22 protein-coding genes and 1 tRNA gene are annotated in these 23,287 nt (G+C 43.6%); 16 read left to right on the top strand and 7 right to left on the bottom strand.

Going from position 1 to position 23,287, the window contains the following annotated elements; translation table 11 throughout:
• From BIZ36_RS20930 to bla, 4 genes are all read right to left on the bottom strand, one after another.
• Nucleotides 1-401 (bottom strand): hypothetical protein (locus tag BIZ36_RS20930; RefSeq protein ID WP_222937423.1); only part of this gene is annotated, 401 nt, incomplete at its 3' end.
• Nucleotides 388-699 carry a hypothetical protein gene (locus BIZ36_RS15670; protein WP_187458838.1) on the bottom strand — a complete coding sequence of 104 codons (312 nt, stop codon included), beginning with the start codon at nt 697-699 and terminating at the stop codon, nt 388-390. The genes BIZ36_RS20930 and BIZ36_RS15670, both read right to left, overlap by 14 nt.
• A gap of 310 nt (nt 700-1,009) precedes the next feature.
• Nucleotides 1,010-2,209, bottom strand: coding sequence for an alkaline phosphatase D family protein (locus tag BIZ36_RS15665; RefSeq protein WP_286174858.1), 1,200 nt, complete (start codon nt 2,207-2,209; stop codon nt 1,010-1,012).
• Between the two features lie 673 nt (nt 2,210-2,882).
• Nucleotides 2,883-3,638, bottom strand: a complete 756-nt coding sequence (gene bla / locus BIZ36_RS15660) for a subclass B1 metallo-beta-lactamase (protein ID WP_222937422.1) — start codon at nt 3,636-3,638, stop codon at nt 2,883-2,885.
• Nucleotides 3,639-3,671: 33 nt separating this feature from the next.
• Here bla and BIZ36_RS15655 point away from each other — a divergent pair, with 33 nt between their 5' ends.
• Nucleotides 3,672-4,049 carry a GTPase gene (locus BIZ36_RS15655; RefSeq protein WP_187458836.1) on the top strand — a complete coding sequence of 126 codons (378 nt, stop codon included), beginning with the start codon at nt 3,672-3,674 and terminating at the stop codon, nt 4,047-4,049.
• On the opposite strand, the gene yihA is transcribed toward BIZ36_RS15655, so the two are convergent.
• Entirely contained in the window at nt 4,046-4,663 is a 618-nt protein-coding gene (gene yihA, locus BIZ36_RS15650) for a ribosome biogenesis GTP-binding protein YihA/YsxC (protein ID WP_187458835.1), read from the bottom strand. The genes BIZ36_RS15655 and yihA overlap by 4 nt on opposite strands.
• Nucleotides 4,664-4,803: 140 nt before the next feature.
• Nucleotides 4,804-5,568 (bottom strand): alpha/beta fold hydrolase, encoded by a 765-nt coding sequence (locus BIZ36_RS15645; protein ID WP_187458834.1) that lies wholly within the window; start codon nt 5,566-5,568, stop codon nt 4,804-4,806.
• A gap of 243 nt (nt 5,569-5,811) precedes the next feature.
• Between BIZ36_RS15645 and mraZ the strand changes: the two genes are divergently transcribed.
• The 15 genes from mraZ (at nt 5,812) to BIZ36_RS15570 (ending at nt 21,958) form a co-directional block, all read left to right on the top strand.
• Nucleotides 5,812-6,282, top strand: coding sequence for a division/cell wall cluster transcriptional repressor MraZ (gene mraZ, locus BIZ36_RS15640; RefSeq protein WP_187458833.1), 471 nt, complete (start codon nt 5,812-5,814; stop codon nt 6,280-6,282).
• The gene (gene rsmH, locus BIZ36_RS15635) at nt 6,263-7,171 is read left to right on the top strand and encodes a 16S rRNA (cytosine(1402)-N(4))-methyltransferase RsmH (protein WP_187458832.1); all 909 of its coding nucleotides are present in this window, start codon (nt 6,263-6,265) and stop codon (nt 7,169-7,171) included. Before mraZ ends, rsmH begins: the two co-directional genes overlap by 20 nt.
• An 18-nt stretch (nt 7,172-7,189) precedes the next feature.
• On the top strand, nt 7,190-7,516 hold the full coding sequence (locus BIZ36_RS15630) for an FtsL-like putative cell division protein (RefSeq protein WP_187458831.1): 327 nt from the start codon (nt 7,190-7,192) through the stop codon (nt 7,514-7,516).
• Nucleotides 7,516-9,522: a PASTA domain-containing penicillin-binding protein gene (locus BIZ36_RS15625; protein ID WP_187458830.1), complete on the top strand. Its 2,007-nt coding sequence runs from the start codon at nt 7,516-7,518 to the stop codon at nt 9,520-9,522. Before BIZ36_RS15630 ends, BIZ36_RS15625 begins: the two co-directional genes overlap by 1 nt.
• The gene (locus tag BIZ36_RS15620; protein WP_187458829.1) at nt 9,519-10,982 is read left to right on the top strand and encodes a UDP-N-acetylmuramoyl-L-alanyl-D-glutamate--2,6-diaminopimelate ligase; all 1,464 of its coding nucleotides are present in this window, start codon (nt 9,519-9,521) and stop codon (nt 10,980-10,982) included. The genes BIZ36_RS15625 and BIZ36_RS15620 overlap by 4 nt, the downstream gene beginning before the upstream one ends.
• A 60-nt stretch (nt 10,983-11,042) precedes the next feature.
• The gene (gene mraY, locus BIZ36_RS15615) at nt 11,043-12,263 is read left to right on the top strand and encodes a phospho-N-acetylmuramoyl-pentapeptide-transferase (protein WP_187458828.1); all 1,221 of its coding nucleotides are present in this window, start codon (nt 11,043-11,045) and stop codon (nt 12,261-12,263) included.
• The gene (gene murD, locus BIZ36_RS15610) at nt 12,264-13,598 is read left to right on the top strand and encodes a UDP-N-acetylmuramoyl-L-alanine--D-glutamate ligase (protein ID WP_187458827.1); all 1,335 of its coding nucleotides are present in this window, start codon (nt 12,264-12,266) and stop codon (nt 13,596-13,598) included.
• 31 nt (nt 13,599-13,629) lie between these two features.
• Nucleotides 13,630-14,826: an FtsW/RodA/SpoVE family cell cycle protein gene (locus tag BIZ36_RS15605; protein ID WP_187458826.1), complete on the top strand. Its 1,197-nt coding sequence runs from the start codon at nt 13,630-13,632 to the stop codon at nt 14,824-14,826.
• Entirely contained in the window at nt 14,813-15,901 is a 1,089-nt protein-coding gene (murG, locus tag BIZ36_RS15600; protein ID WP_187458825.1) for an undecaprenyldiphospho-muramoylpentapeptide beta-N-acetylglucosaminyltransferase, read from the top strand. The genes BIZ36_RS15605 and murG overlap by 14 nt, the downstream gene beginning before the upstream one ends.
• A 1-nt stretch (nt 15,902) precedes the next feature.
• A complete protein-coding gene (gene murC / locus BIZ36_RS15595; protein ID WP_187458824.1) occupies nt 15,903-17,261 on the top strand; it encodes a UDP-N-acetylmuramate--L-alanine ligase in 1,359 nt (452 codons plus the stop codon).
• Complete coding sequence (locus BIZ36_RS15590) at nt 17,251-17,964, top strand: cell division protein FtsQ/DivIB (protein ID WP_222937421.1); 714 nt, start codon at nt 17,251-17,253, stop codon at nt 17,962-17,964. Before murC ends, BIZ36_RS15590 begins: the two co-directional genes overlap by 11 nt.
• A gap of 3 nt (nt 17,965-17,967) precedes the next feature.
• Nucleotides 17,968-19,314, top strand: coding sequence for a cell division protein FtsA (ftsA, locus tag BIZ36_RS15585; RefSeq protein ID WP_187458822.1), 1,347 nt, complete (start codon nt 17,968-17,970; stop codon nt 19,312-19,314).
• A gap of 42 nt (nt 19,315-19,356) precedes the next feature.
• A complete protein-coding gene (gene ftsZ, locus BIZ36_RS15580) occupies nt 19,357-21,315 on the top strand; it encodes a cell division protein FtsZ (protein ID WP_187458821.1) in 1,959 nt (652 codons plus the stop codon).
• Nucleotides 21,316-21,430: 115 nt separating this feature from the next.
• On the top strand, nt 21,431-21,877 hold the full coding sequence (locus BIZ36_RS15575; RefSeq protein ID WP_187458820.1) for a GatB/YqeY domain-containing protein: 447 nt from the start codon (nt 21,431-21,433) through the stop codon (nt 21,875-21,877).
• Nucleotides 21,878-21,884: 7 nt separating this feature from the next.
• Nucleotides 21,885-21,958, top strand: a tRNA-Arg gene (locus BIZ36_RS15570).
• Nucleotides 21,959-22,189: 231 nt separating this feature from the next.
• On the opposite strand, the gene BIZ36_RS15565 is transcribed toward BIZ36_RS15570, so the two are convergent.
• Nucleotides 22,190-23,263 carry a nucleoside hydrolase-like domain-containing protein gene (locus BIZ36_RS15565; protein ID WP_187458819.1) on the bottom strand — a complete coding sequence of 358 codons (1,074 nt, stop codon included), beginning with the start codon at nt 23,261-23,263 and terminating at the stop codon, nt 22,190-22,192.
• Between the last annotated feature and the right edge of the window lie 24 nt (nt 23,264-23,287).

The following is a 23,287-nucleotide window of genomic DNA, read 5'->3' as shown; positions in this document are numbered from 1 at the left end:
ATTATTAAACCAATTGTAAATAGTATTATTTGAAATTTTTTAGTAGTTCTTTTTTTTTGAAAGATTATGCCAATAATTAATAATGATAGACTCAAGAATGCAATAACAAGAACATCAAAAATGCTACAATCAAATGGAATTCCAATTTTTTTACAATTAAACCAATTTACTGAAGTTCCAAGAAATAGGTGACTGGTAACTATACCAAAAAAGAAAGTAATGAAATACAATTTGCCATAAGCCCAATCTCTAATTATCAAATTGACATTGTCATTGGGTATTTTGTTTAATTTGGCAATGATTTCAACAATAAACAAAAGCAAAACTGCAAAGACAATTATGCCTACTACAGTATAATATAATTTGTCAAATTCTGGTATATTATAGCTATGATACATCATCTATTTGCAACTGGAATAAATTAATATTATCATTCATTTCCCTAGCTTCATCAATTTTTTTGATCAATTCACTTTTAGCTTTTTTGCATTTGACATAGAAGTTCTTATCCACTACTTTAATTTCAAGATTTTGATTGATTTGAAACCATTCTGCGTTTAATTTTATTCCGTGTTGATTTAAATTTACCTCCCAAGGATTTTCTCCATTGATTTCTGCTCCAGATTTTTCTAAACCAGATAGGATTTTAGTTATTAGAATATCCGAGACATTGTCGACTAAAAATGATTTACATGACATAATTCAAATATTTAATTAATAAAATTTATAAGATTTGTATTAGCATTACACTCAACACATAATTATATACAACTCCATACTATATAAGTTCCTTATATTTAATGTTTTGTAATTTTTAAATTTGGGTAATTGGTGTATAAAATAATGGTTTGTGTGTAATTGATATATCTATTGCCAAAGCAAATCGATCATGTCAAACCCATCTTTTCCAATCGCAAAATAGCACCAACTATTGACCTTTACTTACAGAAAAGCGTAATCCATTAAAATTTATCGGGGAAAGTAACGCCTTAAAAATAGTGTTTTTTTTCTATTCCATCGCTACCGTAATGGGCCAGCCCTCAAATTGTTGGGCGTTGGCTTTGGTGACATCGGCATCACGGGCCCAGCATTCAAAAGTGGCTGTCCCTTCTTTTTTGTTCAAACGGGTAAGGCCGTAGCCGCCCCCGGCAGACTGGCTTTCGGGGTTTACATAGGCCATCATACTGATCTTATTGCCAAAACCGTCCAAATAATCGCCGGTCCACGGTAGGCTGGTGTTGCTATTGGGGTTGGGGCCGGCCTTTTCGTCTTCGGGCCACCACCAACGGCTGTAATAATCGTTTACAATGGCGGGCACCACAAAAGACCAGGGGCCATCGCCAAATTCGTCCACACCCTGTTGTATAACCGTCGCCAAATGCTGGTCTCCGGCAATGTGTACGGCCTTGGCGGCCTTGATTAGGCGCAGCGCCTTGTTCCGGCCCGTTTGCGGCCATCCGTTACTATCGAGGTCGGCATGCAGCCGGTTGTCCTTGTTTCCATGAATATGGGCGCCGCCACAAAAACCGGTCTGTGATAGTACCACCTTCAGCTGCTCGGGGTTTTGCTGCCCCCAAGCCTCCAAAAAGATCAATTGCCGCTCGCCCAAAAGGGTGAGCCCCGGTAGGTCAATACTCGCCGGGTCGTACTCCGGATTGCGAATATGGTCCGGTCGCGGCCCTTGCTGCGGAATTTTGCCGTTGGGTCCCGATTTAAACTTGCGGTCTTCCAGAATGGCAAAATCCACGCCGCCCCAGCTAAGGTTGGTATAGTAAACGCCAATGCCCTGCTCAATGGGGGTAGGGTCATAGGGATCGGGCAAATGGGCGGTTTGGCAGCGCTCTACCATTTTTACGTATTCGGGGTGGTAGGTGTAGCCGCCGTCATTGGAGCCTTTTACGACGGACTTTTTACCGTTCTCGCCCCAGAGGTTGCCCTGGCCAATATCATGGTCATCGGGGATGCTAATGGCAGGTCGGTTTCTAAAGGTCTCCCTAAACTGCAGCCCAAATTTGAGCCATGCGGCCGTATGCTCCGTATGGTCGTAGGATTGGTCGCCCGCAAAAAAGATAAGGTCCGGATCTTGGTGGTTGATATTGCGCACATAGTTCTCGCGCATGCCTCGGTCTTGGTTGCTGTTGCAGCTAAGGGCGGCAATGGAAATCTCGTTCTTGTTCACCGGATTTCTACGGATGAGGCCTTCGTACATGGCTTTTGCGCCATGGCGGATGCGGTAGGGCACGACGGCGGTTTCGTCCCAATTCTCCACCCGAAAAAGGGCGGACCAGCCCAGGTCGTTCACCGTGGCGGACTGAATTTGTTGCCATTCCCCTTCTTGCTGAAACTCCAAACGTACTTCCCGAGTTTCCTCGGGGTAGAGCGGATACAGCTGGGCGCTCATTTTGAGTACGCCCCCAGAAACGGTATAGATGCCAAAAGCCACCACTTGGTCGCGTTCTACATTTAAATCGATAATCGGGTTCTCGGCGCGGTTCCACCAATCGTTTGTACTCAGGGTGTCTATCTTTTCAAAAGGGGCTTTTACGGGCGGAATGCGTTCTGCGGTTTTCTTTTCGGCGCAGCCCAAAGCAAAAAGAGCGATCAAGGGTAGGAGGTAAGCGTTTTTCATGTTGGGTCGGGTTTGGTTGTAAGTTTGTATTATGTCAGGTCGAGCGCAGTCGAGACCTCAATAGTTTTGTTTTCATTCTTGACAGGTCGAGCGCAGTCGAGACCTCAGTAGTTCTGTTTTCATTTTTGTCAGGTCGAGCGCAGTCGGCACCTCTGTAGTTCTGTTTTCAATTTGTCAGGTCGAGCGCAGTCGAGACCTCAATAGTTCTGATTTCATTATTGTCAGGCCTAGCGCAGTCGAGACCTCTTTTTATCTAGGGTTCTTTAAACAGTTGTGCCGTATAATCCAGCAATTCCGTTCCGCCATGCTGCCCGTGCCCGGGAATGACAATTTTAGCATCCGGGAAGGCTTTTTTCACCTTTACAGCGGTACGGCTCCATTCGTTTACGTTCGCATCGCCCAAATAACCTTTGCTGGCATCTACCTCCTTTACCAGGCAGCCACCAAAAAGCAATTGGTCTTCGGGTACATAGCTCACAATATTGTCTCGGGTATGTCCTTCGCCCACAAATTGGTGGATGATCTTGCCATCGCCCACCTTCATTTCCAGGGTTTCGGAAAAAGCGTTTTGTGGCACTTGATTGCCTTCTTTTTGGGCCAGTTCCAAAGTCAGTTCATTGCCGTATGAGGGAATCCCCTTTTGGTGAAAGGCTTCCAGTCCGCCCACACAATCATCATGAAAATGGTTGGCCACCACGGCGGTAATCGTTTTTTGTTGGGTTTCGCTGATCCAACGGATCAATTCTTCGCTTACCTCGGCATCTACCGGCGTATCGACCACCACGGCCTCGTTTCCGTTCATATAGACCAAACCGTTACAGGCCACTTTCCCAAAGGAATCCGTCTGCAGATAGGAAACATGAATAAAGCTGTTCTGGCTCAGGGGAAGTATCTTTAACGTTTCGCTGCTGTAAGCAATGCTGTTTTTTACGGACTTACAAGCAAGGCCTGTCAAGAGCAGGAGGAAAAGAAAAACGGGAATTTGGGCTCGCATGGTAGGGAGTTTCATTTCCGTATAAATATAGCATATTACCTTTCAATAATGGATAACCAACGCATAGAGAAACTCATTTTTGTGTACAATGCCGAAGCCGGATTAAAAAATGCGGTGATGGACAGCCTGCACAAGGTGATGAGCCCCCAAACCTATGATTGTAAGTTGTGTGAGCTTACCTTCGGTGTTTTTACGGAAAACAAACGCTGGAAGGACTTTAGGAAAAATGCCAAAGTGGACATGGTATTCTTGCACAAGGACGAATTTCAAAAAAGCTATGCCTCCAAATTTGCGGCCAAGTACAGCTATCCTTGTGTTTTGGCGGCTACGCCCCACGATTTGCAGTTGTTTATGGATACGCAGACCTTGAACCAGTTGCAGAGCCTAGAAGAACTGATTGCTTTGGTAAAAAAGGGAATCGCTTAGTTCTTTAGCGCCTGAAAGAAATCCGTATTGATGCCGTCTATATAGGTGAGGAGTTCCTCACGGCCCATATTTTTGGAAGAGGAGGTAATGAAGTAGGAAGGAGCTTCTTCCCACAATCCGTTTTCCATTTCGTTTAAATAGGCGTTCACATTGCGCTCAATGGCGCCGGGTTTGAGTTTATCGGCCTTCGTAAAAATGATACAGAAAGGAACTTGGTTCTCTCCCAGCCACTCCATAAATTCCATATCTATTTTTTGCGGACTATGGCGAATATCCACCAGAACAAAGGCGCAGACCAGTTGCTCGCGTTGGGTGAAATAATCCGTAATGTATTTTTGAAAGGTCTTTTTATCCTTTTTGGACACGCGGGCGTAGCCGTAACCGGGCAAATCGACCAAAAACCAGTTTTCGTTGATCTTAAAATGGTTGATCAGTTGGGTCTTTCCTGGCCGTCCGGAAGTCTTTGCCAAGCTTTTACGCTCCGTAAGCATGTTGATCAGGGATGATTTCCCCACATTACTACGGCCAATAAAGGCATATTCGGGCAACAGCTCATTGGGGCATTTAGAAACCTCGGTATTGCTAATGATAAAGTTGGCCGTTTTTATTTGCACGTCAATACTTGTTTTTATGATTTCTCAGGTCGAGCGCAGTCGAAACTTCAGTCCTGTTTTTTCCGTTTTTTGTCAGGTCGAGCGCAGTCGAGACCTCAGTAGTTCTGTTTTCAATTTGTCAGGTCGAGCGCAGTCGAGACCTAAAACCCTCTTTTTTGCAACCAAGCATCCAAAATTTCGTTGAATGTATCGGGGTGCTCCATCATGGGTGCGTGACCGCATTTCTCGATCCAGTATAGATCGGAATCGGGTAGCAGTTCGTGAAACAGATTGGCTACATCCGGAGGAGTAACGTTATCATCCTCTCCCCAAATGATACAAGTAGGCGTTTCCATGGTGGGCAGGTCATTGGCCATGTTGTGCCTAATGGCGCTTTTGGCAATGGCAAGCGTCTTGATAATCTTGTTACGATCGTTCACCGTAGCAAAAACCTCGTCTACAATTTCTTTGGTGGCCACTTCGGGATCGTAAAAAACGGCTTCGGCCTTTTTCTTGATAAATTCATAGTCGCCCCGGCGTGGATAGCCATCGCCCATGGCACTTTCGTACAGTCCGGAACTTCCGGTAATGACCAGGGCCTTTACCATATCGGGGTACATTTTGGTATGCAACAGTCCAATATGTCCGCCTAACGAATTACCCAAAAGAATCACGTCTTTTAAGCCTTTGAACTCGATAAAGCCTTCCAAGAATTTGGCAAACTGCTTTACGTTGGTCTTAAGCATGGGCATGTCATAAATGGGCAGTTCCGGCAAGAGGATTTTGTACCCTTTTTTCGGGAAAAAGTCAGTAACCCCATGAAAGTTGCTAAGCCCGCCCATGAGCCCGTGCAGTATAATAATAGGGGTTCCTTCCCCTATCTCCATGTACCGGTATTTTCCTTCCTTAATAATGTTTTCTTCCATTCAGGATGCTTATCAACGTTGCCAAAGATAGGCATTTCAAATATATGCACATACGCTTTGGCGGTCCGTAAAGTAATCATTTTTGTCGCTTTCCCACAAACTACCACACTTTAAATTCCCACAGAGATGGGGCTAGGATATGCACAAAAGCCACAATTTATCAACAAAGTGGTAATTTGTGGTAAAATGTGGTAATAAAATTTGTAATTTTGAGTTATTGTACTGAAAAACTAGCCATTTAGCGTGATTAATTTCATTGGAACATACGATTGTAAAGCCGATACCAAAGGTAGGATAATGGTTCCGGTTGCGCTAAAAAATCAGATGGCACCCGTGCTAAACAAAGGGTTTGTGATCAAAAGGTCGGTTTTTCAGCCCTGTTTGGAACTGTATCCCATGGACGAGTGGAATTTGCTTATGGCCAAGGTGAACAAGAAGAACAGGTTCAAAAAGAAGAACAATGATTTTATACGCCGTTTTCAGGCCGGTGTAAAGGTGGTGGAAGTAGATGCTGCGGGAAGATTGTTGATCCCTAAGAATTTGGTGGATGTGGCCAACATTTCCAAGGAAGTGGTGTTGAGTTCCGCTATCAATATCATTGAGATTTGGGACAAGGATAGTTACGAGCAGGTGCTCGAGGAAACAGCGGAAGATTTTGCCGCATTGGCCGAGGAGGTCATGGGAGATGACGGAGATGATGAAGATGTATCATAATCCAGTGTTGTTACAAGAGTCCGTAGACGGGCTCGCCATCAAGGAAGATGGCGTGTATGTGGATGTCACCTTTGGAGGTGGCGGTCACAGCAAGGAAATATTAAAGCGCTTGGGAAGTGAAGGAAAGCTCTTCGCTTTTGATCAAGATGAAGATGCGCTTGAAAATAGGTTGGATGATGGACGGTTTACGTTGATCGCTGCCAATTTTAGGTTCATCAAGCAGTATTTAAAGTTCTATGGCATAAAGAAGGTAGATGGTATCCTGGCAGATTTTGGGGTGTCCAGTCATCAGTTTGATAAAGCGGAACGTGGTTTTTCCACGCGTTTTGATGCGGATCTGGACATGCGTATGAGCCAGCAGAGTGAACTATCTGCCTATGAAGTGGTCAACGGTTATGAGTATGATGACCTGCGAAAGGTGCTTTTTCAATACGGGGACCTTCGCAACGCCAACGCCATGGCCCGCACCTTGGTAGAGCAGCGTGAAAATGCACCGATCAAGACCACGGCAGACCTTAAAAGGGTGTTGCAGCGGTTTTTGCCCAAAGGCAAGGAGCATAAGGTGTTGGCACAGATATACCAGGCCATTCGAATAGAGGTGAACCAAGAGATTGCCGTGATCGAGGAGTTTTTGTTGCAGACCCCGGATTTGCTGGAAGAAGGTGGTAGGTTGAGCATCATCAGCTACCATTCCCTAGAAGACCGCTTGGTAAAGCGCTTCATAAGGGCCGGCCAGTTTGAAGGCGAGCCCGAAAAGGATTTTTATGGAAATATTTCCGTGCCCTTTAAAAAGGTGGGCGGACTCATAGTTCCCACGGTTAAGGAGATTGCGGAGAATAACCGCGCCCGAAGTGCAAAACTTCGGATTGCAAAAAGAATACATGAATAAAGAATAAACATATAAAGAGTGAAAGACGGACTGTTGAACATATTAAAAGGTAAGTTTTTGGTGAGCGGCGATGCTCCCAAGCACTGGCTGTTCATATTGTTCGTGTCCTTTTTGGCAACCGTGATGATCGGAAGTTCGCACAGTGCTGATAAAAAAGTGCACCAGATTGCCGCCTTGAACGAGGAGGTGAAGGAATTGCGCAGCGAGTTTGTGGATGTACGATCGGATGTGCAAAAATTAAAACTGGAATCTACCGTAACCGAGATAGTTTCCGCCAAGGGGTTGTATCCGCCAGAGGTGCCGCCCAGACAGATAAAAGTAAAATCCCCTAAGAAAGAGGAATAGTGGCCGTAACCGAAAAGAACATATTAAATAGACTCTACTTTGTAGTGGCTTGCATGTTTTTGTTTGCCGGTGCCATCTTGTTCAAATTGGTGAACATACAGTTGGTGCAGGGCGAAAAGTATCAGGAGCTGGCCATGAAGCGTACGGAGAAGATGTTCACTATTGCGCCCAATAGGGGTAACCTCTATTCGGATGACGGTAGTTTGTTGGCTACTTCCGTTTCCCGCTATACCATTCGTTTTGATGCCGTAACGGTCAAGGACGATGATTTTAGGGAGAATGTAAAGCCTTTGTCCAATGCGCTTTCCCGTATGTTGGGAAAATCGCCTTCCCACTATCAGCAATTATTGCGAAAGGCAAGGGTGAACAAAAATCGCTATGCATTGATAGCTCGGAACTTGGATTATTCGGAATATATGGCCGTGAAGGAATTCCCATTGTTCAATAAAGGTCCGTACAAAGGCGGTTTGGTCATTGAACAAAAAACCGTACGCGAGCATCCATTGGGTAAAATTGCGGAGCGTAGTGTGGGGTATGAGCGTGTGGATGAAAACGGATACTACACCCGCGTAGGTCTGGAAGGTGCTTTTGGGGAGTACCTACGGGGCGTGGAAGGAAAGCGTTTAAAGCAGAAAATTGCCAAAGGCCAATGGAAGCCTATTGGTTGGGAGAACATTGTGGAGCCAAAAGATGGCTATGACGTGATTTCCACCATTGATATCAATATTCAGGATATTGCCCATCATGCTTTGTTAGGGCAGTTAGAAAAATATAAGGCGGACCATGGCTGTGTCATTGTTATGGAAACCGAAACCGGCGAGGTAAAGGCTATTTCCAATTTGGGCCGTACCGAAGCCGGAAAGTATTACGAGCGTTTGAACTATGCCGTGGGGGAATCGCATGAGCCTGGCTCTACCTTCAAATTAATGACCATGGTAGCGGCCTTGGAAGACGGGGTGGCAGATACTACGGATATTATTGACACGCATGACGGAACTTGGAAAATCTATAACCACCGGGTGAAGGACTCCAAATGGGGCGGTTATGGTAAAATTTCCTTTGCCAAGGCCTTTGAGGTGTCTTCCAATACAGCTTTTGCCCAAGTTATTCATGAGGGTTATAAGAATAATCCGGACAAGTTCGTCAACCGTTTGATGTCCATGAACGTGCACCGCACCTTGGATCTGCCCATAAAAGGAGAGGGGAAACCGGTACTCCGTTCCCCGGGAGATAAAGGTTGGTCCGGACTTTCCTTGGCACAAATGGCCTATGGCTATGAAGTAGCCATGACACCGCTGCAGGTGTTGACCTTTTACAATGCCATTGCCAATGATGGGGAAATGGTAAAGCCAAGGTTGATCAAGGAGGTAAAGGAATGGAACCGCACCGTAGAAAAGTTTGATAAGGAGGTCATAGACGCTTCCATCTGTTCAAAGGAGACGGCCTCCAAAGTGCAAGATCTTTTATTGAACGTAGTAGAAAGAAAGACAGGTACGGGGCATGGGCTCTATTCCGCTAATTTTTCCATGGCAGGAAAAACGGGAACGGCTCAAAAGGATTATGTTTCCAAGGACCCGGACAAGCTAAAGTACATCTCCACCTTTGCGGGTTATTTTCCTGCGGAAAATCCAAAATACTCCTGTATCGTGGTCATTCACGAGCCGGATAAAAGTGTGGGTTATTATGGTGCCGATGTAAGCGGACCCGTTTTTAAGTCCATCGCACAGAAAGTATATGCATCCAATCCCCTTATCGATGAAGTGGAAATGGATCAGGTAGAAAATCCCGATTTGGATAAGAACTACCAAAGATTTTATGCCGAAGCCCAAAAGAAGTATAGCAAGGTGCCCAATGTAAAAGGTATGAGCGGAATGGATGCCATTTCCATCCTTGAAAATTTGGGCCTTGAAGTAGAGGTTAGAGGCAACGGAAAAGTAAAAAGACAGTCGGTTTCCCAAGGAGCGGACCTAAGTAAAACGAAAAAAATAACCCTGGAATTATCTTGAAACTGCTAAAGGACATATTGTACGGTGCGGGCCTAACGGCTGTTAATGGCTCTACGGACATACTCGTGAACGAAATACAGTTCGATTCGCGCAAGGTGGCCATGGACGATGTTTTTATAGCGATCAAGGGTACAGTAACCGATGGGCACCTGTATATTCAAAAAGCGGTGGATTTGGGAGCCAAGGCCATTGTCTGCGAAGAGTTTCCGGAGTTGTTGGTAAACGGTATTACCTATGTTCAGGTACAGGATGGCAATACGGCCCTGGCCGTCATGGCTTCCAATTTTTACGGAAATCCGTCCAAAAATTTAAAATTGGTGGGCGTTACCGGTACCAACGGTAAAACTACCATAAGCAGTCTGCTATATCAATTGTTTAAAAAGGCGGGTTACAAAGTGGGTTTGCTTTCCACTATTAAGATCATGGTAGATGATGAGGTGCATTCCACTACCCACACCACTCCGGATGCCTTGACGATCAATAAGCATTTGTCCTTCATGAACGATGCAGGGGTGGAGTATTGCTTTATGGAGGTGAGTTCCCATGGAATCCATCAAAAAAGAACCAAGGGGCTGGTCTTTGAAGGAGCTATTTTTACGAATCTCTCCCATGATCATTTGGACTACCATAAAACCTTTGCGGAGTACCGTGACACGAAGAAAATTTTGTTCGATGAGCTGCCAAAAACGGCTTTTGCCCTTACCAATATAGATGATAAGAACGGGAATGTGATGCTCCAGAATACCAAGGCCCGTAAGTTGACCTATGCCTTAAAAAGCTACGCAGATTACCGGGGCCAGGTTTTGGAAGCCCAGTTTAGTGGACAATTGATCAAAGTAAACGATAATGAATTTTGGACCAAGCTTATAGGCCACTTTAATGCCTATAACCTCTTGGCCATTTATGCGACAGCGGATCAGTTGGGTCTTGACAATTTGGAGGCCCTACGGTTAATGAGCGAGTTGGACAATGTGGACGGCCGCTTTCAATACTATATTTCTGAAACGAAGATAACGGCGATAGTGGATTATGCCCATACACCGGATGCACTTAAAAATGTGCTTGAGACAATCGGCACATTGAGAACTGGAAATGAACGCGTCATCACCGTTGTGGGGTGTGGTGGCGACCGAGACAGCTCAAAGCGTCCGGTTATGGGTCATATCGCTTCGGAGATGAGCAATCAGGCGATTTTTACTTCGGATAATCCAAGAAGTGAGTCGCCTGGTGCCATTATCAAAGACATGGAGGCCGGAGTAGAGGCCCACAACGTTAAAAAAATCCTTTCCATAGAAAATAGGGAACAGGCCATAAAGGCAGCTTGCCAAATGGCATCGGCACAAGATATTATCCTAGTGGCCGGTAAGGGCCATGAAACCTATCAGGAAGCCAATGGAAAACGAATAGATTTTGACGATTTCAAGATTGTTAAGGAGCAATTGAAGGGTCTTAACAAGTAAGGAAAACTAAGAACCGTACCAAACAAGATTACCAACTAATACCGTGAAACCAGAATAGTTATGTTGTATTATTTGTTCGAATTTTTGGAAAAACAATACCAGTTGCCCGGGGCGAGCTTGTTTCAGTTCATGACCTTTAGGGCGGCTATGGCCATTCTATGTTCTTTATTGATCGCAACGGTATATGGAAAACGTATCATCCTTTTTCTTCAAAAACAACAAATAGGCGAAAGTATTAGGGACTTGGGGCTGGAAGGTCAAAAACAAAAGGCCGGTACCCCTACCATGGGCGGTTTGATCATTATCATGGCCACGCTTATTCCCGTGCTGCTTTTTGCCAAACTCGAGAATATATACATACTCCTATTGATAGTTACCACCCTGTGGATGGGTTTTATTGGTTTTGCCGATGATTACATCAAAGTTTTTAAAAAGGACAAGCAAGGTTTAAAAGGTAGGTTCAAGGTGATGGGCCAAGTGGTGTTGGGTCTGGGGGTTGGAGCTACCCTTTATTTTCACCCAGGGGTGACCATGAAGGATGAAGACCATAGCGTAATAACCGAAAATTTTGAGGTGAAATCCATAGAAGGTGCAGAGATAAAATCGACCAGTACCACCGTTCCATTTTTTAAGAACAATGAGTTGGATTACAGTGATCTTATTAGCTGGGCAGGGGAAGGAGCCAAGGAATATGCGTGGTTGATATTTATTCCCATCGTCATTCTCATAGTCACCGCCGTATCCAATGGGGCCAACCTTACGGACGGTATAGACGGTCTTGCGGCGGGCTCATCGGCAATTATCGTATTTACGCTCGGTATTTTTGCATGGGTTTCCGGTAACATCATTTTTTCAGATTATCTGGATATTATGTTCATCCCCAATTCAGGGGAGTTGGTAGTATTCATCACCGCCTTTGTAGGGGCCTTGGTAGGTTTCCTTTGGTACAATGCCTACCCGGCACAGGTTTTTATGGGAGATACCGGTAGTCTTACCATCGGGGGGATTATTGCTGTCATCGCCATCATTGTACGAAAGGAACTTTTGATTCCCCTTTTATGTGGAATTTTCTTTGCGGAATCCCTATCCGTAATGATTCAAGTAAGCTATTTCAAGTACACCCGTAAAAAATATGGGGAAGGCAGAAGGGTTTTTCTCATGTCTCCCATTCACCACCATTACCAGGTAAAAGGTTATCACGAGAGTAAGATTGTTACCCGTTTTTGGATCATAGGTATCCTGTTGGCCATTCTTACCATTGTGACGCTTAAAATTAGATAGATGAAGCGATTGGTGATTTTGGGCGGAGGCGAAAGTGGCGTGGGTACCGCCATTTTAGGGAAGAAAAAAGGATACGAGGTTTTTGTATCCGATAAGGGAAAAATAAAAGATAACTATAAAGAGGTTCTTGAACATTTTGATATTGATTGGGAAGACGAAGGCCATACCGAAGCCAAGATTTTAAATGCCGATGAGGTCATGAAAAGCCCGGGCATTCCGGATACGGTTCCCTTGGTTAAAAAGTTGGTAGAACAAGGTGTTCCGGTAATTTCGGAAATTGAGTTCGCATCCAAGTTTACCAATGCCACCTTGATCGGCATAACCGGAAGTAATGGGAAGACCACCACCACCATGCTCACCCACCATCTTTTAAAGGAGGGCGGTTTGCATGTAGGAATGGCAGGAAATATTGGCGATAGTTATGCGCAAATGGTAGCGGAAAATGACTATAGCCACTATGTGCTGGAAATAAGCAGCTTTCAGTTGGACGGAATCGTGGATTTTGCACCCCACATAGCCATTTTAACCAATATTACCCCGGATCATTTGGATAGGTATGACTACAAGTTTGAAAATTATATCGCATCCAAATTCAGGATAGTGGAAAACCAAACGGAAGATGATTATTTCATCTATGATGCGGATGACCCGGTGATTGCGGAATGGTTGGAGAAACATCCTGTCAAATCAAAAAAAATACCCTTTTCGTTGGAGAAGGAGTTGGAAGAAGGAGCCTTTTTAAAAGACGATGAAATACTACTAAAAATAACTAACGAGACACTAAAAATGAAAACAGAAACACTGGCATTAGAAGGAAAACACAACGTAAAAAATTCAATGGCGGCAATGACCGCTGCAAAATTAGTGAGCATTCGCAAGCAATCTATCAGGGAAAGTATCGGGAGCTTTCAAGGGGCACCCCATCGTTTGGAAAAAGTATTGAAAATTCACCATGTACAGTACATCAATGATTCCAAGGCAACCAACGTAAATTCGGTATTTTATGCCTTGGACAGTGTTAAAACATCCATTGTTTGGATAGCTGGTGGTCAGGATAAAGGAAACAACTACAAAGAACTAATGCCTTTGGTAAGGGAAAAGGTAAAGGCGATTATTTGTTTGGGTCTGGATAATGAAAAATTAAAGGATGAATTTGGTAATGCCGTGGATTTGATGGTAGAGACCAATTCCATGGAGGAGGCTGTAAAGATGGCCTATAAAATAGCTGAAAGGGGAGATACGGTTTTACTTTCTCCCGCTTGTGCCAGTTTTGATCTGTTTAAAAACTATGAGGATCGTGGCGATCAATTTAAGAACGCGGTAAAGAATCTATAAACAATAGTATTCACCGGAAATTTTAGAAAATTTGAAGTCATTTTTTCAAAATATAAAAGGAGATAAAGCTATTTGGGCCGTAGTGGCCCTTTTGGCGTTGTTTTCCTTTTTACCGGTCTATAGTGCCAGTAGCAACTTGGTTTATGTAGTTGGCAATGGTACCACCTTTGGCCATTTACTTAAGCATGCCATGCTTTTGGTCCTAGGTTTCGGAATTATTTACGGGGTACATAAGATACCCACACATTTTTTTAAGGGACTTTCCTTAATTGCCTTGCCGGTGGTCTTGGTGCTTTTGGGCTTTACCCTGGCACAGGGCACTACCATAGATGGGGCCAATGCCAGCCGCTGGATAAGTATTCCTTTTGTAGGTGGGTTTCAGCCTTCCAATTTGGCGGCAGTGGTGCTAATGATCTATGTAGCACGCTATTTAAGCAAGGTGCGCGATAAGAAAGTCACTTTTAAGGAAAGCATTGTGCCTTTGTGGTTGCCTGTATTCTTGGTGGTGGTATTGATCCTACCGGCCAACTTTTCAACGGCGGCCATCATTTTTACCATGGTGCTGTTGCTATGCTTTTTGGGCGGGTACCCTATTAAGTATTTAGTGGGCATTGTAGGAACGGGAGTGGTCTGTCTCACCATTTTTATTCTTGCTGCCAAAGCGGCTCCGGGTATGTTTCCCAATCGCGTGGATACGTGGATGAGCCGTATTGAAAGCTTTAGCAATCCTGAGGATAGTGAAGCCAATTATCAAATAGAAAAAGCAAAAATTGCCATTGCCACAGGTGGTATTGTAGGCAAAGGAGCTGGAAAAAGTATCCAGAAGAATTTTCTGCCCCAGAGTTCTTCGGATTTTATCTATGCGATCATCGTAGAGGAATACGGTCTCATTGGTGGGGTGGTGTTAATGCTTTTCTACCTATTTCTACTTTTCCGGATTACGGTAGTTGCCAACGGTAGTATGACCATCTTTTCCAAACTATTGGTGCTTGGGGTGGGGTTGCCCATTATATTTCAAGCCTTGATTAATATGGCAGTGGCGGTGGAGCTATTTCCTGTTACAGGTCAAAATTTACCCTTGATCAGTAGGGGCGGTACCAGTAGTTGGATGACCTGTTTGGCAATCGGAATTATTTTGGGAGCCAGCAACAAAGAGCAAACCGCCGAATCAAAATCGGCCAAAATAGATGAAACAAACCCTTTAGAGATTTTAAGTGGACAATTATAGATTCATATTATCCGGAGGGGGAACGGGTGGGCATATCTATCCCGCCATAGCCATAGCCAATGAGCTAAAGAGAAGGTATCCGGATGCGGAATTCCTTTTTGTAGGGGCTCAGGGAAGAATGGAGATGGAAAAGGTGCCCCAGGCCGGTTATAAAATTGAAGGTCTCTGGATTACAGGGTTGCAACGGAAACTCACCCTTAAAAATTTAATGTTTCCTTTTAAAGTGATCAGTAGTTTGTTAAAAGCAGGCAAAATAGCAAAAAGGTTCAAGCCCCATGCCGTAATTGGTACCGGTGGCTTTGCCAGTGGCCCCATGCTACGGGTGGCTTCGGGAAAGAATATTCCCTGTGTGCTTCAGGAGCAGAATTCTTTTGCAGGCATTACCAACAAACTTTTAAAAAATAGAGTGGCCAAGATTTGTGTGGCCTATGACGGTATGGAAAAATTTTTTCCGGCCGGTAAAATTGTAAAGACCGGTAACCCCGTTCGGGGGGATTTGGTGGAAATGAAAGTAAGTAAGCAAGAGGCTTTATCCCATTTTGGGTTAGACTCGGAGAAACCTACCCTTTTAATATTGGGAGGGAGCTTGGGCGCCCGAAGGATCAACCAATTGATTGCCGCCAAGCTGGAATTTATCCAATCCTTGGGGCTTCAAGTGATTTGGCAATGCGGCAAACTATATATAGAAGAATACAAAAAATATGTATCGGATACCGTGAAGGTGTTGGATTTTTTGAACCGAATGGATTATGCCTATACCGCGGCAGATGTAATGGTTTCCCGATCAGGGGCCGGTGCAGTTTCGGAATTGAGCATAGTGGGCAAGCCGGTTCTTTTTATTCCTTCGCCCAATGTGGCAGAAGACCATCAGACTAAAAATGCCATGGCATTGGTCAATGAGGATGCGGCCTTAATGCTAAGGGAATCGGAATTGGATGAGAATTTTGAATCGGTTTTTTCCGGTTTGATCAATGACCCGTCCCAACAGAAAAAATTATCGGCAAACATTAAAAAAATGGCTTTGCCAAATGCCACAAATCATATTGTGGATGAAATAGAAAAATTATTGAAGTAAAGTGAATTTAAAAACCGTACATAACGTCTTTTTTATAGGTATAGGAGGCATAGGTATGTCTGCCTTGGCGCGGTATTTTAAGTTCATAGACAAGAATGTGGCCGGTTATGACAAGACCGAGACCCCGCTTACCCAAGAGTTAGTGGAGTTGGGGGTGGCCGTTCACTATGAAGATGATGTCAACCTTATTGGTGAAGGGTTCAAGGATGCGGCCAAAACATTGGTGGTGTATACGCCCGCCGTACCAACGGAGCATACGCAATACCAATATTTTCTAAATCGCGGTTTTGACATAAAAAAACGATCGGAAGTTTTAGGTTTGATTACCAAAAGCTCGTACTGTTTGGCGGTGGCCGGTACGCATGGTAAGACCACTACCACGAGTATTTTGGCTCATTTGCTAAATGAAGTGGAAGCTCCATTTACTGGATTCTTAGGAGGGATTTCAGAAGATTTTGACAGCAATTTTGTGTTCCGGGGAGCGGATATATCAGTGGTGGAAGCAGATGAGTTTGATCGCTCGTTTTTAAGGCTGTTCCCAAACGTAGCCTGTGTAACCTCTATGGATGCCGATCATTTGGATATTTATGGCGATGTGGAGGCGCTTAGAACCTCCTTTAAGTATTTTGTAGACCAGATACAGCCTGGGGGGCATTTATTGGTTCGAAAAGGACTGCCTCTTGTAGGGTTGACTTATGGTATAGAAGACGGCAGTGATTTTTGTATAGAAAACCTGAAAGTGGAAGGGGGCAGTTATCAATTTGATGTACGCACCCCACAAGAATTAATTACAAATGTAAGGTTCAGCAAACCTGGTAGGCACAATCTATTAAACGGATTGGTGGCTTTGGCTATGGCCAGCTTTACAGATTATCCTGTACAGGAATTGGCAAAAGGGCTGTCCACTTTCAAAGGGGTGCAACGCAGGTTCAGTTATCACATTAAGCGGGATGATTTGGTGTTCATTGACGATTATGCCCATCACCCAACTGAGATAAATGCGGTGTTTGAAGCGGTAAGTGAAATGCATCCCGATAAAAAAACGGTAGTGGTATTTCAGCCTCATTTGTTCTCCAGAACCCGGGATTTTGCTGATGAATTTGCGCAAAGCCTTTCGCAATTTGACAGCGTACTGTTGATGGATATCTATCCCGCGAGGGAAAAGCCAATTGAAGGAGTTACCTCAGATTGGTTGTTGGAAAAAATACAGTCGCCTTACAAGAAAAGAATTGAAAAAACAAACCTTCTAGCGGAAATTAAACAGCAAGATCCTCAGGTTTTGATCAGTATGGGTGCAGGAGATATTGGTTTGTTGGTAAATACTATAAAAAAAGAATTAGAGCATGCGCATGAACTATAACTATCTGAAGTTGATAGTCCTGTTGCTTGTAATTACGGGACTTTACGCATTTTCCAATCATAGGAGCAGCGGTAAAACCGTTTCCGGAATGGAGGTGGAATTTGAGGGGGATGACAACTTGTATATCACCCAAGGAGCGGTTAATAAATTGTTAATACAAAAATTTGGGAGTCTTGAAAACGTGCCTAAAGAAAAATTAGTTTTGAATACTATGGAGAAGGCCCTTGAGGCCAACAAAATGGTGAAAAGTGCACAAGTTTATCTCACCGTTAATGGGCAATTGGCGTCGAAAATCGTTCAGCGCAAACCAATCGGAAGAATAGAAGGGGATTCTCAATTTTATCTTGATGATCAGGGAGAGCGCATGCCATTATCAACTAGCCACTCTGCCCGAGTGCCGATTATTACCGGGGTGATTTCCGGTGAAAGCTTGGCTGATGTTTATGAAATTTTGAACTATATCAACAAGGATGATTTTTTGCGAAAAAATGTCATTGGAATACATATTGCGTCTGAAACCAAATACCAAATAAAGTTTAGGACAGAACAATTTGTGGTGGTCTTGGGAGAAGTTGAAGACCTGAACAAGAAATTTGGCAATTTCAAGGCTTTTTACGTGAAAGCAAAGAAAGACAAGGCCTTGGGCGCGTATAGTATGGTAAGTTTAGAGTTTAACAATCAAGTAGTGTGCACTAAAATTTAAGATATGGAAGTAGGTAATTATTCGGTAGGACTGGACATTGGAACCACCAAAATTGTGGCCATTATTGGTCGTGAAAACGAATATGGTAAAATTGAGGTTTTAGGGATTGGAAAATCCAAAAGCCTTGGTGTGCACCGTGGTGTGGTGAACAATATTACCCAAACCATTCAATCCATTCAACAAGCGGTAGAAGGTGCAGAGGCCAGCTCAGGGCTGAAAATAGGCTCTGTGGTAGTGGGTATTGCCGGGCAACATATTCGCAGTTTGCACCACAGCGATTATATCACCAGACCGGATTCTGAGGAAGTGATCAATGAAGAGGACTTGGACAAGCTGTGCAATCAAGTGTACAAATTGGTTATGCTTCCAGGTGAAGAGATCATACATGTGCTTCCGCAGGAATACAAGGTAGACGGGCAAGCGGAAATCAAAGAACCCATAGGTATGTATGGAGGGCGTTTAGAGGCCAATTTTCATGTAGTTGTGGGGCAGGTTTCCTCCATAAAGAATGTGGGACGCTGTATAAAAAGTGCTGGTCTTGATCTAGGAAATATTACGTTGGAGCCATTGGCTTCTTCCGATGCCGTTTTGAGCAAGGAGGAAAAAGAAGCCGGGGTGGCACTAATTGATATAGGTGGCGGTACTACGGATTTGGCCATTTTCAAGGATGGTATTATCCGTCATACGGCGGTCATACCTTTTGGTGGCGGCGTTATTACCGAGGATATCAAGGAAGGGTGCTCCATTATTGAAAAGCAGGCCGAGCTATTGAAAATAAAGTTTGGTTCTGCCTGGCCAGGAGAAAACAAAGACAATGAGATAGTGTCCATTCCAGGCCTTAGAGGGCGCGAACCCAAGGAAATTACCCTTAAGAACCTTTCAAAAATTATTCACGCCAGGGTCGTGGAAATCATTGAACAGGTGTATACGGAAATAAAAAACTACGGGCATGATGAACAGAAAAAGAAACTCATTGCCGGTATTGTTCTAACCGGTGGTGGAAGTCAATTAAAACATTTAAAGCAGTTGGTGGAGTACATCACAGGTATGGATACCCGTATTGGCTATCCCAATGAGCATTTGGCAGGTGATTCCGATGAGGAAATTGCCAGTCCATTGTATGCTACGGCCGTAGGTCTATTGATGAACGCCGTAAACAACGAAAATAAGAACAGGAAAAAATCGGCTCCTAAAACTGAAATCATTGAGGATGAAGGGGAGTTGGTAATGGCCGGTCATGAAGAAGAGCCCATTCAGGCTCCGCAACAGGCCAAAGTGAAGAAGGAAAGAAAATCTGTTTTTGATGTATGGTCTGAAAAGTTGAAGGACTTTTTGGACAATGCAGAATAAAACCTATGCAAAAAGAACATTAACCAGTAATAAAAAATAACTATGAGCAGCAACACGGAATTTGATGGAATATCCTTTGATCTCCCCAAGAATCAAAGTAACGTTATAAAAGTAATCGGAGTAGGTGGCGGTGGTAGCAATGCCATTAACCACATGTTCCAATCGGGAATAAACGGAGTGGACTTTGTTATCTGTAATACAGATTCCCAGGCCCTGAGCAATAGCCCGGTGCCAACTAAAATTCAGTTGGGCGTTTCCTTGACCGAAGGATTGGGTGCAGGCGCCAACCCTGAAGTTGGGGAGCAAGCCGCTATGGAAAGTATGGAAGAAATAAAGCAGATGCTTTCCACAACCACAAAAATGATCTTTATCACTGCCGGAATGGGTGGAGGAACGGGTACTGGTGCCGCTCCTGTTATCGCAAAGCAGGCAAAAGAATTGGACGTGCTTACCGTGGGCATCGTTACCATGCCTTTTGAGTTTGAAGGTAAGATGAGATGTGAGCAAGCGAGGATCGGAATAGAAAAGCTGCGTTCCAATGTAGATTCGCTTATTGTCATCAACAACAATAAATTGAGGGAAGTATACGGAAACCTTGGATTCAAGGCAGGGTTCTCCAAAGCCGATGAGGTTCTTTCTACTGCTGCAAGGGGAATTGCAGAGGTAATTACCCATCACTATACCCAGAATATTGACCTTAGGGATGCCAAAACCGTACTTTCCAACAGTGGTACGGCCATTATGGGATCTTCCATTGCAAGTGGTTCCGCTAGGGCGAACGAAGCGATTATGAAAGCTTTGGACTCTCCACTATTGAACGATAACAAAATCAAAGGGGCCAAAAACGTGCTATTATTGATTGTTTCAGGTTCTCAAGAGATTACCATAGATGAGATTGGAGAAATCAACGATCATATTCAAACAGAGGCCGGACACGGAGCCAACATTATTATGGGTGTTGGTGAAGACCAAGATTTGGGAGAAGCAATAGCCGTTACCGTAATTGCTACAGGGTTCAATGTAGATCAGCAAGATGATATCGTAAATACCGAAAGCAAAAAAATCATCCATACGCTTGAAGACGAGCAAAAAGCGCAACAAGATTTAAGCAATAATAGAAATATCGTTCACCATTTAGTAGAGGAGGAAGAGGTACGTGAGCCTGTTATTAAGCACACCTTGATCGAAGAGGAGGAAGAAGTGGAGTTGGGTATGGATTTGGTAAAAACTACCAATTACATCAAAAATTTCAATGTTTTCTATGAAGAGGTTGTTGAAAAGGTGGAGAAGAAACCAGAGGTTTTGGATGATGATTTTGTCATCATAGAATCAAAAACGTCCTTACACGATATTGAGGTTATTGACCCTATTACTGTGGAGTTTGACCGATTAAAAGAGGAGCAGATTACCATGAGTTTTGATATGCCGCTTCCCAATAGTGTTCAAGAAGAGGAAGAGAGCAAGGAAAACGTGATCACTTTTAATCTTGATGACGATATTAGGAACATAGAAGTAAGAAACCCTAAGGAAGTTGTTCCTACAGCTAAATTTAACAGCAAGGGTGAAACGCGTCACAGTCTTGGGGATTATATGGAATTGGAAAATAGGTTGAACAATGCCAAACCATCTCCGGAACCAGAAGTGGTAGAGGAGGAATTGATGATAGAGAAAAAGGCCGTGAAGCCCGTTTCTCAAGGTGGTGCTCCCCAACGTGTACAAGAAACCGAAGTGGATCCAATGAACAGCCCTATCGAGGAATTACTTAAGGAGAGGGCAGATGAGAGAAGAAGAAAGCTTAAGGATTTTAATTATAAGTTTCAGAACAGTGTAAGTAGTATAGATGAAATAGAGAAGCAACCTGCTTATAAAAGGCAGGGAATTGACCTAAGTGATTCTAGGAACAATGAGGGTAGGGTTTCCCGAACTACTTTGGGATCTGATAGTAATGATGAAATTCAATTGCGTTCCAACAATTCATTTTTACACGACAATGTAGATTAAGAACACGGTCTAAGAATGGCCTTGAACTTACTGTGCTAACTCAATCCTAAACCCGAAAAAATCCTAAATTTTTCGGGTTTATTTTTTATCTTCGCAGTCCTTAAAAATAAAAGAGATGAGCTTACAGCAAAAAGTAATGGAGCAAATGAAAGTAGCTATGAAATCCAAGGATTCCGTTGCTTTGGAATCGTTGCGTGCCATAAAGTCGGCTTTGCTCTTGGCCCAGACCAGTGGTTCAGGGACTGATATGACAGAAGAGGAAGAGATACAGCTAGTTCAAAAATTAGTAAAGCAACGAAAAGATAGCGCCGCTATTTTTAAGGAACAGGGAAGGGATGATTTGGCAGAACCTGAATTGGCTCAAGTTGCGGTAATTGAGCAATTTTTACCGGAACAATTGACCGAGGAGGAAATAGAAAAAGTAGTAGTTCAAACCATAGATTCCATTGGTGCGGAAGGTATGAAGGATATGGGAAAGGTCATGGGTATTGTCTCCAAGGAATTGGCAGGGCAAGCTGATGGTAAGACCATATCTGCCATAGTGAAGCAAAAATTAGCATAAAAATTACGGCCCAGTAGTTCAACTGGATAGAATATCAGATTTCGGCTCTGAGGGTTGGGGGTTCGAATCCTCCCTGGGTCACGAATAAATAATTCGTAAAGAAAAAACGCCAAGCTTGCTTGAGCGTTTTTTTGTTTGAATTATTTTCAAAGCGGAGCTTTGAGAGGAAGGGCGGGCGCAAGCGAGCCAATCCTCCACCATGTTGGTTTCTTTTTAAAGAAAGGGTTTTTAGGAGAAAGAGGTTAATGAGAATGGTGTGGAGGATTTAAAATCTTTCAGAATATGGAAGTCAATACAATCTCCATATTTCAGTCATTCCGAATATCGGTCCCATCTAAGCTTCCAGTCGTTTAAAAAATCATATCGCCATTGTGCAATGGTCATTTGGCATTCTTCTGGTGATAGGTCTAAATCCACATAATAATTAGGGAATTTCCGAGCATTAAAATGCCTGAACTGCCCTCCCCAACTTTCTTGGGTGGGGTCGTTCACCTGACCTACATTTCCTAAGACAGGAGAAATCAAATAGAGTAGGGAAGGGCTATCCCCTTCTTTTAAGCTGTTCTTAGGGTAATTTGCCGTAGGAAATATATCTCCATTTTTTTCTTTGAACATTCCGGCATGATCAGAACGATGATTTCTAATATTGGAATTGATGAATGAAGTATAGGCCCATTCTCCCTCTTGTTTTCCCAAATGGTAAACTCCCCTAAAAGTTTCATGACTACCTTTGGGCAATACTCCATTTTCTATCCACCATAAATTCGGAAATTCCTTTTCCATAAAATTAAATACGAAATTCCTGCTTTCGGTATCATGTAGGGTATTGGTGGAGCCTATATAGTATATTCTTATTTTATCTGCAATGTCTGGGGCGTCATGAAGAGCTTGGGCTGTGGTGGTCATACTACCCCAAACCAAAATCCACAATGGTTGGTCTCTGGTATAATTACGGGCTGTTGCTATAATCCAATTAGAGCCTTCAGATGAACGCAAAGTTGAAGGTGCGCCTTTTGATTGGGAACCTTCCTTTACTGAAAGTAATAGTTCCTCTTCGGTCATGAGGTGAGTGTATCCTTTCCTTCTTAAGTGATCCACATCAATACGTTTAACCCAATTCTTAATGAGTTTTACGTTAGGTATGGTATCCCAAGGATGGTGGTTTTTATCACTGTTAGGGGTAGAAATAATCCCCTTTATCTTTAGAATGTCACTATAGTGTACGGCCCTGAACAATGATTGTATATCATCCGGGTCTCCTCCTAAGTCGGTATCAATAATCACATCAAAGGTAGTTTCCAGGTTCTCAGGTGGCTGGTAGCCTAGCAAAGTATTGCTTGACTGTATGCACCATAGAATTAAAGAGACCTTGATGAGTCTATTCATTTTCGTTTCGCTCTTTATACTGCT

The sequence above is a fragment of the Cytophaga sp. FL35 genome (genome assembly GCF_014349235.1).
GTDB lineage: Bacteria > Bacteroidota > Bacteroidia > Flavobacteriales > Flavobacteriaceae > Euzebyella.
This window is presented reverse-complemented; position numbering and strand designations above follow the sequence as displayed.

Bases quoted from the DNA above. Each gene is read 5' to 3' on its own strand.
- BIZ36_RS15670 (WP_187458838.1), bottom strand. From the start codon at position 699: ATGTCATGTAAATCATTTTTAGTCGACAATGTCTCGGATATTCTAATA.
- BIZ36_RS15590 (WP_222937421.1), top strand. From the start codon at position 17,251: ATGAACTATAACTATCTGAAGTTGATAGTCCTGTTGCTTGTAATTACG.
- BIZ36_RS15565 (WP_187458819.1), bottom strand. From the start codon at position 23,263: ATGAATAGACTCATCAAGGTCTCTTTAATTCTATGGTGCATACAGTCA.
- BIZ36_RS15655 (WP_187458836.1), top strand. From the start codon at position 3,672: ATGGATAACCAACGCATAGAGAAACTCATTTTTGTGTACAATGCCGAA.
- ftsA (WP_187458822.1), top strand. From the start codon at position 17,968: ATGGAAGTAGGTAATTATTCGGTAGGACTGGACATTGGAACCACCAAA.
- bla (WP_222937422.1), bottom strand. From the start codon at position 3,638: ATGAAACTCCCTACCATGCGAGCCCAAATTCCCGTTTTTCTTTTCCTC.
- ftsZ (WP_187458821.1), top strand. From the start codon at position 19,357: ATGAGCAGCAACACGGAATTTGATGGAATATCCTTTGATCTCCCCAAG.
- mraY (WP_187458828.1), top strand. From the start codon at position 11,043: ATGTTGTATTATTTGTTCGAATTTTTGGAAAAACAATACCAGTTGCCC.
- BIZ36_RS15645 (WP_187458834.1), bottom strand. From the start codon at position 5,568: ATGGAAGAAAACATTATTAAGGAAGGAAAATACCGGTACATGGAGATA.
- BIZ36_RS15575 (WP_187458820.1), top strand. From the start codon at position 21,431: ATGAGCTTACAGCAAAAAGTAATGGAGCAAATGAAAGTAGCTATGAAA.
- rsmH (WP_187458832.1), top strand. From the start codon at position 6,263: ATGATGAAGATGTATCATAATCCAGTGTTGTTACAAGAGTCCGTAGAC.
- murD (WP_187458827.1), top strand. From the start codon at position 12,264: ATGAAGCGATTGGTGATTTTGGGCGGAGGCGAAAGTGGCGTGGGTACC.
- BIZ36_RS15665 (WP_286174858.1), bottom strand. From the start codon at position 2,209: ATGTACGAAGGCCTCATCCGTAGAAATCCGGTGAACAAGAACGAGATT.